Genomic DNA, 10,751 nt, shown 5'->3' with positions numbered 1-10,751 from the left:
GCATCAACATATCTGGCGTTGACTTTTGGCACGCTGTTGAGTTCTCAAGGAACGGACGCTTCCTTCGGCACCCCTTCCGGGGCCCCTCCGGGCGCTTCCCTTCGGTGTCTCCGACTCTATCAGATCCCTTTTCGGTCTCCGAATCCCCGCCGGCGGGGTCCCGCTTTTCTTTCCGCACCGTTTCCGGCGCTTCCACCACCGTAGCGGATTTCCCGTCCGGCTCCTAATCGGGCCGCCCGGACCGGAATTGCGGCATGCCGCAATTCACTCCCGGAAGGGAATCACACCAAGTGAGTGGTCACCGCCGAGGGCGACAGAAGAGCTGCCCGGAGAACCGTTCCGGCTCCCTGGCAACTCGGAGAACCTTACGGATCGCTCCACCGGCTGTCAAGCAGCATCCGTGCTCCCTTCGGACCGGCGCCGACAGGGTTCCGTCCGGCCGTTCAGTCCAGGTCGCTGAGACGGCCGCCGGCGTCCGGCTGGGTGTCCTCGACCCGGCGCAGCAGGCGTGTCAGCAGCTCTCCCAGGGTGACACGCTCCTCGCCGGACAGGTCCTGGAGCAGGTCTTCCTCGAAGACCGAGGCCATTCGCATCACCTGGAGCCACTTCTCCCGGCCGTCGTCGGTCAGCCCGACGATCACCCGTACGCGGTTGCTCTCGTCCCGCTCCCGGGTGACCAGGCCGACGGTGGCCATGCGGTCGATGCGGTGGGTCATGGCAGCGGGGGTGAGGCCCAGTCGCTTGGCGAGGGCCCCCGGGCCCAGGCGGTAGGGCACGCCCGCCATCACCAGTTCCTTCAGCACCTCCCACTCGGCGTGGTTGAGACCGAGAGTCGCCAGCTGGCGCCCGTAGGCGACGCTCATGCGCCGGTCGAGGCGGCTGAGCGCATTGACGATCTTCTCCACCTGGGGGTCCAGCTCGCCGTACTCGCGCTGGTAGATGGCGATCTGCTCGTCGAGCGTGGGGCCGCGGTCCGGATCCGGGGAGGGCTGGTCAGGCATGGGACCGGAGTATGGCACGTGCTCGTTCACTTCGAAGTCTTTCTCCATGTACTCTTTAGCATCGAAGTTTATCTTCGAAGTCTTTCTTCGGGCTTCTCCCCCTGTACGTGCCTCAACGGCACCGGACTCAGAGGCAGGTGAGTGTGACCACCGCGACGGGCGCGACGCTGCGCCGGATCCAGACGGGGAACGCGCTGAGCGCGTTCGGCAACGGCTTCACCGTCCCGTTCATGTTCATCTACGTGGCCCAGGTGCGGAATCTGGGCGCGGGCGCCGCCGGGACGGTGCTCGCGCTCTTCGCCGTGGCCGCGCTGGTGGTGCTGCCCTTCACCGGGCGGGTGATCGACCGTCGCGGTCCGCTGCCCGTAGCCGTCGCGGGAACGGTCCTGGCCTCCGCCGGCTCGCTCGGCATCGCCTTCTTTGAGGGCGAGGCGGCGATGTACGTGTCCGCCGCCGTCTTCGGTACAGGCCTCTCCGTGATCCAGCCCGCGCTCGCCACGATGATCGTGTGGTCCTCCACCACCGCGACACGCTCGCGCGCCTTCGCCACGCAGTTCTTCCTCAACAACCTCGGGCTCGGGGTCGGCGGGCTGCTGGGTGGTCTGGTCGTGGACACCGAACGACCCTCGTCGTTCCTGCTGCTGTTCGGGATCGAGTCGGCGATGTACCTGGTCCTGGGCGCGACCGTGACGACGGTGCGGCTGCCGGACGGGCCGCGCGCCCAGTGCGCCTCCCCCGGCGGCCCCTCCCCCGGCGGTGAGGACGGGGCCGGGGGCGGCTGGCGGGAGCTGCTCTCCGACCGGGCGATGGTGGTGCTGTCCGCGCTCGGCTTCGTGATGTTCTTCGCCTGCTACGGGCAGTTCGAGTCCGGGCTGCCGGCTTACGCGGTCGAGACCTCGGGAATCTCCCCGGCCACGCTGGGGGCCGCGCTCGCCGCGAACACCGCGGTGATCGTGCTGGCCCAGTTCGTCGTGCTCAGGATGGTGGAACGGCGGCGGCGCAGCCGGGTGATCGCGCTGGTCGGGCTGATCTGGACGGTGGCGTGGCTGGCGGCCGGGGCGTCCGGACTGGTGGCCGACCACCATGCGGCGGCCGTCGCGGCGATCATCTCCACGTACGCGCTGTTCGGGCTGGGCGAGGCGATGCTGTCGCCGACCGTGGCGCCGCTGGTGGCGGACCTGGCTCCGGCCCCGATGATCGGGCGGTACAACTCCGCGTTCGCCCTGGTGAAGCAGCTGGCACTGGCGATCGGTCCGGCGGTGGGCGGGCCGATGGGCGCCACCGCGCACGGGCCGTACATCGTGATGCTGGTGCTGTGTTCACTCGGCGTCACCGTGCTGGCCCTGCTGCTGGGCCGCAGGCTGACCCCCTGGCAGGACAGCCCGTTGAGGGCGTCCCTGGTAGTCACCGCCTCGGTGCCGACCCGGTCCGCCGAAGCCGTGCGGGCCGGCTAGCGCGGGACGGTGTCCGGGAGCGCGAACTCGCACCACACCGCTTTTCCGCCGCCCGGGGTGCGGCGCGATCCCCAGGCGGAGGCGATGGTCGCGACGATGGAGATGCCCCGGCCGCTCTCGTCCACGGGGTCGGCGCGGCGGCGGCGCGGGAGGTGGTCGTCGCCATCGGTCACCTCGACGATCAGGCGGCGGTCGGTGCGGCGCAGGCGCAGGCACATGGGCGGGGTGCCGTGCTGAAGGGAGTTGGCGACCAGCTCGCTGGCGGCCAGCACCCCCAGGTCGTGCAGGGCCCGGGGGAACCGCCAGCTCGTCAGGACTCCCGAAGCGAAGGCCCGGGCGCGCGGGGCGGCCTCGACTCCTCCCAGGAGGTCGAGTGCGGCGTTGTGGAAGAGCTCCGCCTCGTGGCCGGTGCGGACCGGGTGCTGGAGAGCCAGGAGGGCGACGTCGTCGTCGTGCTCGGCGGTGATGCCCAGGGCCCGCAGGAGCCGGTCGCAGACGATCTGGGGACTGCCGGTGGCTCCGGCGAACGCCTCCTCCAGCATCTCGATGCCCTGGTCGATGTCGGCGTCGCGCCGCTCGACCAGTCCGTCGGTGTAGAGCACGGCGGCCGAGCCCTCCCCGAAGGGGACGGAGGCGGAGGTGTGCAGCCAGCCGCCGGTGCCCAGCGGCGGGCCGGTGGACTCGTCGGCGCGGTGGACCGTGCCGTCCGGGTCCCGGACGAGGACCGGCAGATGGCCGGCGGAGGCGTACGCCAGGCGGCCCTCGTTGGGGTCGTGGACGGCGTAGAGGCAGGTGGCGATCTGGTTCGGGTCGATCTCGGCGGCGAGTCCGTCGAGGAGCTGGAGCACCTCGTGGGGCGGCAGGTCCAGCCGTGCGTACGCGCGTACGGCCGTGCGGAGCTGTCCCATGACGGCGGCCGCCCGCAGCCCGCGGCCCATCACGTCGCCGATGACCAGGGCGGTGCGGCCCGCGCCCAGGGTGATGACGTCGTACCAGTCGCCGCCGACCGCCGCGTCGGTGCCGCCCGGGCGGTACGTGGCGGCCACCCGCAGGTCGTCGGGCTGCTCCAGTTGCTGCGGGAGCAGACTGCGCTGGAGGGTGACGGCCGCCTCGCGCTGGCGGCGCTCGCTGACGCGCAGCCGCTCGGCCGCCTCGACCTGGTCGGTCACCTCGGCGGCGAAGACGAGGACGCCGCGCCGCGGTCCCGGGCCCTTCAGCTCCACGGGTGTGCAGGTGAAGGTGTAGTACCCCAGGCGGGTGCCGCCGGCGGCTCCGGGACCCCCGCCGGCCCGGCCCTCCACCCGGCGGGACTTGACAGTGCGGGGCCTGCCGCTGCGCAGGACCTGGTCCATCAGCGGCAGGAGGCCCAGCTCGGCCAGTTCCGGCAGGGCCTCGCGGGCGGGGGCGCCGGGTGTGCGGGGGCCGAAGGCCGCGGCGTAGGCGTCGTTGACGAAGGCGATGCGGTGATCAGGACCGTGGACGAGGGCGACCAGGGCGGGGACCTGCCCGAGCAGGTCCTGTACGGACAGGTCCTGTACGGACGGGACGTCGGGGCCGCGTCCGGCTCCCCCGGCGTTCGCAGCGGACGGTTCGCCGCGCTCGTCCCGGGCGGCCGGGACGGAGCCGGTGGGGGCCGGTGCCTCGGGCGGGCGCCGTACGGCCCTGGCGGCGAGGCGTCGTTGCCGTTGCGTGCCGGGCAGCCGGGCGCTCCAGCGCGTGAAGTTCACTGCGTGCGGTCCGATCCGATTCCGATGTTCTCGTGTCTGGCGTGTATGAGCGGGCCCGTCGCGCCGGCCGCGCCCCCCGGTGACTCTTCGCTGACGCGGGCCCACCCATGGTCACACGTTCAGTGTGGTCGATGACACCGGCGGGTGTCAGGGGCCCTCGGGGTGGCGGCCGGTGCCCGCGGCGAGTTCGAACTCCGCGCGCGGGTGCTCGAGCGAGCCGAGCGAGACGATCTCACGCTTGAACAGGCCGGCGAGCGTCCACTCCGCGAGGATGCGCGCCTTGCGGTTGACCGTCGGAACCCGGCTGAGGTGGTACATGCGGTGCAGGAACCAGGCAGGGTAGCCCTTGAGTCTGCGGCCGTACACATGGGCGACGCCCTTGTGCAGGCCGAGCGAGGCGACGGAGCCCGCGTAGGAGTGCTGGTACCGCGCCGGTTCCCGGCCGCGCAGCGACGCCACCAGGTTGTCGGCCAGTAGGCGCGCCTGGCGCACGGCGTGCTGGGCGTTGGGGGCGCACTCCGGAGGCCCTCCATCCCCTGAGACGCCGTCCCGGGGCGATCCGGCCGCCGCCAGGTCCGGGACGGCGGCGGCGTCGCCCGCGGACCAGGCGTGCTCGACGCCCTCGACGCGCAGGGCCGCGGTGCAGCGCAGCCGGCCGCGCCCGTCGCGGGGGAGGTCGGTCCGCTCCAGGAGGGGGTGGGGTTTGACGCCCGCGGTCCACACGAGGGTGCGGCAGGGATGGCGGGAGCCGTCGCTGAGCTGGGCGACGCGGTTCTCGCAGGAGTCGAGGCGGGTCTCCAGGCGTACGTCGACGTTACGGCCGCGCAGTTCGCGCACGGCGTAGCGGCCCATGGCCTCGCCGACCTCGGGGAGGATGCGGCCGGTGGCCTCGACGAGGATCCACTTCATGTCCCGGGGGCGGATGTTGTGGTAGTAGCGGCAGGCGTAGCGGGCCATGTCCTCCAGCTCGGCCAGCGCCTCGACACCGGCGTAGCCGCCGCCGACGAAGACGAAGGTGAGGGCGGCGTCGCGGACGGCGGGGTCGCGGGTGGAGGAGGCGACGTCGAGCTGTTCGAGAACGTGGTTGCGCAGACCGATGGCCTCCTCGACGGTCTTGAAACCGATGCCGTGGTCGGCGAGGCCGGGGACCGGGAGTGCCCGGGAGACCGAGCCCGGGGCGAGGACGAGTTCGTCGTAGGGCACCTCGACGGGGCCGGTTCCGGTGTGCTCGGTGGCGAGGGTCTCGACGGTGGCGGTGCGCCGGGCGTGGTCGACGGACTTCACCTCGCCGATGACGATCCGGCAGTGGGGCAGCACGCGGCGCAGGGGGACGACGACATGGCGCGGGGAGATGGAGCCGGCCGCCGCCTCGGGCAGAAAGGGCTGGTAGGTCATGTAGGGGTCGGGAGTGAGCACGGTGACCTGTGCACCCCCGGCGCCCTTCCGCGCGCGCCTCAGTTCGTGTTTCAGGCGCCGCTGGAGGCGCAGGGCGGTGTACATGCCTACGTAGCCGCCGCCGACCACGAGAATGCGCGCGGGTTCCTTCGTCACCTGTCCATGACGCACCCGCGAGTGGACGTTTGTCCACAGGTCCCGGGAAACATATGACCGGCGGAAGGTTCGGGTCCGGGGTTCGTCGATCCGCCATGGACGGGAGAAGGCACAGTTCAGCGGGGGTGTGAGGGGTGTGCGGAGAGAAGCCGGGAGGGGGACGGGCGGCGTACTCCGGTCGGGGGTCGGAGGTGGCGGAACATCACTCTTCTCTCGTGACCGGGGCTCAACTATGTTCGTAGCACGCCGGACGGAGCCATGACCGTGTTCCGGCGGTAATGGTGGGGGGCCTCCGGGGGGAGGCTGCCATACAACCGGGGGAATACAACATGCATATTCAGGGCATTCAGGGCTCTCGCTGGTCAACCGCCGTCGTCGCCGACTCTTCCGACGGCGGGGCGGGCGGGGCGGCCGGCGGGGGGAGCGTCGGGGGCGGCGGGCGTACGACTCCGCTGCGAGTCGACGCCCAGCGCAATCTGGAGCACGTGCTGCGCGCCGCCCGCGAGGTCTTCGGCGAGTCGGGCTACGGCGCTCCGATGGAGGACGTCGCACGCCGGGCACGGGTCGGAGTCGGCACGGTCTACCGGCGTTTTCCCAGCAAGGACGTGCTGGTCCGACGTATAGCGCAGGAGGAGACGGCGCGACTGGCCGAGCAGGCGCGCGAGGCTCTGGGGCAGGAGGAGGAGCCGTGGCCGGCGCTCTCCCGGTTTCTGCGCACCTCGGTGGATTCCGGCGCCGGGCGGCTGTTACCGCCTCGAATACTGCGGGTCGGGTCGTTCGCCGACGGGCCCGACGGTGCGGTCGAGGGCACGGGGGCCGGCCCGGGAGGATCGCGTACGCCGCAGGGAAGCGAGCACGGACAGCCCGGCCTGCGGCTGGTGAACGACCGGACCACCCGGGAGGACGTACCGGAGAGGGTCGGCCAGGGGCGGGACGGCGCCGGGAGCGTCGGGAGCCCCGAGGAGGACGCGGGCGTCTCCGACCTGCTCGGTGTCGTCGGCAGGTTGGTGGAGCGGGCGCAGGCGGCCGGCGAACTGAGGTCGGACGTGACGGTCGCGGACGTACTCCTGGTGATAGCCACGGCGGCGCCGGCCCTGCCGAACGCGGTGCAGCAGGCCGCGGCCTCGGCACGACTGCTCGACATCCTGCTGGAGGGGCTCAGACCTCGGCACGCGAAGCCCGTGGGGGCCTGAGGCCGGTTCCGGGGCGGGGGACGGAGCCTGGTCCGCGGTCCGGTCCATGGTCTGCCGGTTCCTGTCGGCGTGGCCGTCGGCAGGTGCGGTCGTGCGGCCGCCGGGTCCCGGTGCCCGGTGGTGGAGCAGTGTTTTTCGGTCAGATTCGCGTGGCCCCCGTTCGGCCCTATACCTCGCGAGAGGGCCGCATGCGCACCGTTTTGCGGTTTCCCGCCCCGGACGGGTGATTGAGGCGCACGGCCGGGAATGCGCGGCCCTCGCCGTGACACGCTTTGCCGGTGTTCGGTGGCGACTGTGTGTACGGGGGTTCTCGCTTTGGGTGCTGACGGACGGGAGGGGCCCCGCGATTCGCGGGACGTGGAGAGGGCCGACAGTCCGGCGGGCACCGTGTCCTGCGACGCGGAACCGGCCGGTGCCCGGCCCGGCGACGCGGAACTGGTCTCGCGGATGCGCGGTGGGGACACCAGGGCGTACGAGGAGCTGTACCGGCGGCACTCCGACGCGGTGCGCCGCTACGTGCGCCACTGCTGCCGGGACGCGGCGGCCGCGAACGATCTGACGGACGAGGTCTTCGCGCGAATGCTGCTGGCCGTGCCTAGTGGCGGAGGGCCGGATACGGCGGTGCGCACCCATCTGCTGGCGGCGGTCCGGGATGTGGCGGCGACCTGGACGGGGACGAGTGGCCGGGATCTGCTCGTCGAGGAGTTCGCGGTGTTCGCGGCGGCGGCCGGGCCACCGGGAGGTGGGGCGGCCTCCCGGGCGGACACGAGCGTGCGTGCCATGCGGAGGGCGGAGCGGTCCACGGCGGTGCGCGCCTTCCGTGATCTGCCCGAGCGGTGGCAGGTGGTGCTGTGGCACACCGTGATCGAGGATGAGTCCCCCCGGGATGTCGCGCCGCTGCTGGGCCTGACGGAGGGCGCGGTGGCGGTGCTGGCACAGCGGGCGCGGGAGGGGTTACAGCAGTCCTGCCTCACGGTGCACACCGCCGGGACGCGGGCGGCGGGCGGCGACTGCGCACGCCGTACCGACCGGCTGGGGACGTATGTGCGTGGGGGGTTGCGGGCGCGGGCCGACCGGGGACTGCGCCGGCATCTGGAGCGGTGCGCCGACTGCCGGTCGGCGGCGCTGGACGCCAGGGACGTCTGCGAACGGCTCCGGTTGCTGCTGCCGTTGGCGGTCGTGGGCTGGGGCGCGGACGTGTACTCACCGTATCCGATGGTGGGATCGGCGCGGGCGTGTGCGGCGCAAGGGCATGCGGAGCGGGGCTGGGCCGAGGGGGGAGAAGCCTGGCGGGCAGGCTCGGCGGGAGGGCTCTCCGTGTGGGCGTACCCGGTGGCCGCGGAAGCGGGCCCGGTCGCGTCCGGGGGCGTGGACAGTGCGGCCGGCAGTGGTGCCGCGGCGTTCGACGGGCTGGGGTCGACCGCGAAGGCGGGCATCACGGCGGGGGTGATGGCCGCCGCCGTGGCCGCCGCGCTGACACTGGCGCTGGTGGCGGACGGTCAGCGGCTACGGGGCTCATACCAGGGGCCTGAGGCACGGCCTTCGGCGACCGACGCGCCCGGTGGGGCGGAGACGGGAGCGGAGGCCGGAGGGTCGAGGGCGCGGGCCGTGTCGCCGCGGGAGGCGGCGGGGATGGGCAAGGACGCGCCGGGCCGGGAGCCGGCCCCTGCGGAGGACCTCCCCGGGCCGGGTGCGGAACGGGACGCGGGGCCCGGATCCCCGTACGCGCCGGGGCCCCCGGCCGAGTCCGGGGCGAGGCCGGGAGCCGGGGCGCCCTCGCCCGGTTCCGGGCCGGCGCCCGGCGGGACGGCCGGCCCCACAACCGGACCGGCATCTCCGCCGGCATCTCCGCCGACACCCCCGCCGGCGTCACGGCCTTCCGCGACCACCGTGCACCGGCTCGACCGGCTGCCCCGCGGAGGTGGTTCGGACGGCCCTTCCGTGCGGGAGGGGAGCGGCTGGTTGTGGCAGCGCTCGCAGCTTCGCACCGGCGGCCGGGACCGGGGTTACGGGGTTACGGTGCCCGCCCGTTCCTCCGTGTCGGTCGACCTGGGCGGTGCCTGCGTCTCGTTCGACGCGCTCGCCGGTGTGGACGATCTGACGGTGCTGCGGGGCGCGGTGAGGTTCTCCGTGTACGGTGACGGCGTCCGGCTGTGGGAATCGGGCGTCGTCCGGCGGGGCGGGGAGCCGGTGCCGGTCCACGTCCCCCTGGCCGGTGTGAGGACGCTGCGGCTGGTGGTCGAGCCGAACGGGGTGCTGGACTCGGCGGTCATGGCCGCCTGGGCCCGGGCGCGGATCGGCTGCCGCTGATCCCCCCCCCCCCCCCCCCCCCCCCCGCGGCAGGTACTGGCGCGGAGGGCTCGCGCACCCGGGCCTGACCGGGCCGACTCACAGGCCGGGGCGCTGCGGCACCCCTCCGGCCACCGCGCGCCGGCGTTCGGTGGCCGCGCCCGTGCCCGTCCAGCAGCTGCCCCGGCGGGCCAGCAGCCGCCGCAGCCACACCTCGGTGGAAACCAGCTCCGCCAGCCCGTCCAGCGGCAGCGCCTCACCCCCAGCCGCGGCCCGCAGTGCCTTGCGGACGACCCGGGCCTCCACCAGCCCGGCGTCGGCCAGCAGGGGCGCGTCGAAGAGGTCGATGAGATCGCCGACGCGGGATCGCAGTCCCGTCCGGGCCGCCGCCGTGTGGGTGGCGCGGGAGGGGGCGCCCCAGCCGGGCGGCAGTTCGTGGACACCCGCTCCCGCCAGGACGGCGCGCAGCACCGCCGCCCGCGCCCCCGGCTGTACGCGCAGCGCCTCGGGCAGAGCCCGGCAGGCCCGGACCACCTGGTTGTCCAGGAAGGGCGCGTGCAGCCGCTGGCCGCGGACCTCCGCGGCCTGTTCGAGTATCCGGTGGTCGGCGGCCAGCCGGGCGAGCGCCGCCCGTGCCCGCCGCTCCCCGGGACGCGTGCCCGTCTCCCCGGGCGCCGGGCGGAGGGCCGCCCTCTCCAGCCGAATCGATACTTCGGCCAGCGCCTCCCCCGTCAGCCAGCGCGCGGCCGGCCCCGGGCGGCACCAGGCGAGGGCGGACAGCGAGGCGTCGAGCACCCCGGGCCCGGTCTCGTGGACGGCGCCGCCCGCGCTCCAGGCCCCGGCGCCCGCCACGCTCCCGGTGACGTCCCGCTCCCGCAGCCGCCGCGCCGTCTCCAGCACCCCGTCCCGGTACGGCGTACGGGCCAGCCGCCGTGCCGCGCGGTAGACGGTGAGCGGCACGAGCACCGAGCGCCCGGCCGCGCCCTCCGCCTTCGCCAGCGCCATGACCGGCCGCAGCAGATGGCGGCGGCGCCGGTCCAGCAGCAGGTCGGCCAGCCGGGCCGGGTGCGCGTCGAGCACCTCGCGGGCGCCGTATCCGGACAGGTGGTCCGCGCTGCCGGCCGCCAGACGCAGCCGGTGCCGCTCGGCGACGACCAGCGAGGGTCCCGGCTCGTCGGTCAGCGGCCCGTCGGCGAGCGGACCGCCGCCGGGACCGGTGTACGGCAGGGCCTCCTCGCCGCCGGCGGCGACGACGTGGTGCAGCCGGGGGCTCTCGGCGATGCCGCGGGCGCGTTCCAGCTCGGCCTCGCGTCCCGGGAGCGGATCCAGCGTCAGGTCGTTGAAGGTGACGGCGAGCAGCCGCTCGCCCGCCGATGTCCCCGGCGTGCCGTACACCGTGCCCGGGACGCCGGGCAGTCCGGCGGCCAGCAGCGCGAGCGTCGCCGACGCGCTGCCGCCCGACAGGTCGGCGCCGATGCCGGGCGCGGGCCCTCTGGCCCGTCCGCCGGGGCGGTCCGCGAGCCGCTGGGCCGGTCC

General features: G+C 74.0%; 7 protein-coding genes. 3 read left to right on the top strand and 4 right to left on the bottom strand.

All coding sequences use genetic code 11. The features are described 5' to 3' along the window. Window positions 1–443: 443 nt before the first annotated feature. The gene (locus tag LJ221_RS21125) at window positions 444–1,001 is read right to left on the bottom strand and encodes a MarR family winged helix-turn-helix transcriptional regulator (RefSeq protein ID WP_241718311.1); all 558 of its coding nucleotides are present in this window, start codon (window positions 999–1,001) and stop codon (window positions 444–446) included. Window positions 1,002–1,144: 143 nt separating this feature from the next. Here LJ221_RS21125 and LJ221_RS21120 point away from each other — a divergent pair, with 143 nt between their 5' ends. Next, entirely contained in the window at window positions 1,145–2,455 is a 1,311-nt protein-coding gene (locus LJ221_RS21120) for an MFS transporter (RefSeq protein ID WP_241718310.1), read from the top strand. On the opposite strand, the gene LJ221_RS21115 is transcribed toward LJ221_RS21120, so the two are convergent. Both LJ221_RS21115 and LJ221_RS21110 read right to left on the bottom strand, forming a co-directional pair. Continuing rightward, on the bottom strand, window positions 2,452–4,182 hold the full coding sequence (locus tag LJ221_RS21115) for a SpoIIE family protein phosphatase (RefSeq protein ID WP_241718309.1): 1,731 nt from the start codon (window positions 4,180–4,182) through the stop codon (window positions 2,452–2,454). The genes LJ221_RS21120 and LJ221_RS21115 overlap by 4 nt on opposite strands. 147 nt (window positions 4,183–4,329) lie before the next feature. Beyond that, window positions 4,330–5,682 carry an NAD(P)/FAD-dependent oxidoreductase gene (locus tag LJ221_RS21110; RefSeq protein ID WP_241718312.1) on the bottom strand — a complete coding sequence of 451 codons (1,353 nt, stop codon included), beginning with the start codon at window positions 5,680–5,682 and terminating at the stop codon, window positions 4,330–4,332. Window positions 5,683–6,062: 380 nt separating this feature from the next. On the opposite strand from LJ221_RS21110, the gene LJ221_RS21105 reads away from it, so the two are divergent. Together LJ221_RS21105 and LJ221_RS21100 are read left to right on the top strand one after the other, a co-directional pair. Then, a complete protein-coding gene (locus LJ221_RS21105; RefSeq protein ID WP_241718308.1) occupies window positions 6,063–6,926 on the top strand; it encodes a TetR/AcrR family transcriptional regulator in 864 nt (287 codons plus the stop codon). 387 nt (window positions 6,927–7,313) lie between these two features. Continuing rightward, a complete protein-coding gene (locus tag LJ221_RS21100; protein ID WP_241718307.1) occupies window positions 7,314–9,236 on the top strand; it encodes a sigma-70 family RNA polymerase sigma factor in 1,923 nt (640 codons plus the stop codon). A 78-nt stretch (window positions 9,237–9,314) separates the two neighbouring features. Here LJ221_RS21100 and LJ221_RS21095 read toward each other — a convergent pair. Further along, window positions 9,315–10,751, bottom strand: a 1,437-nt coding sequence (locus LJ221_RS21095; protein WP_241718306.1) for an asparagine synthase-related protein, incomplete at its 5' end; no start/stop codon positions are given.

Source organism: Streptomyces sp. CNQ085 (assembly GCF_022614595.1).
In the GTDB taxonomy this organism is placed as follows: domain Bacteria; phylum Actinomycetota; class Actinomycetes; order Streptomycetales; family Streptomycetaceae; genus Streptomyces.
The sequence above is the reverse complement of the archived record's forward strand: the minus strand, read 5'-3'. Positions and strand labels throughout refer to the sequence as shown.

Coding starts and splice junctions, on each gene's coding strand:
- LJ221_RS21125 (WP_241718311.1), bottom strand. CDS start 1,001: ATGCCTGACCAGCCCTCCCCGGATCCGGACCGCGGCCCCACGCTCGAC.
- LJ221_RS21110 (WP_241718312.1), bottom strand. CDS start 5,682: ATGTACACCGCCCTGCGCCTCCAGCGGCGCCTGAAACACGAACTGAGG.
- LJ221_RS21105 (WP_241718308.1), top strand. CDS start 6,063: ATGCATATTCAGGGCATTCAGGGCTCTCGCTGGTCAACCGCCGTCGTC.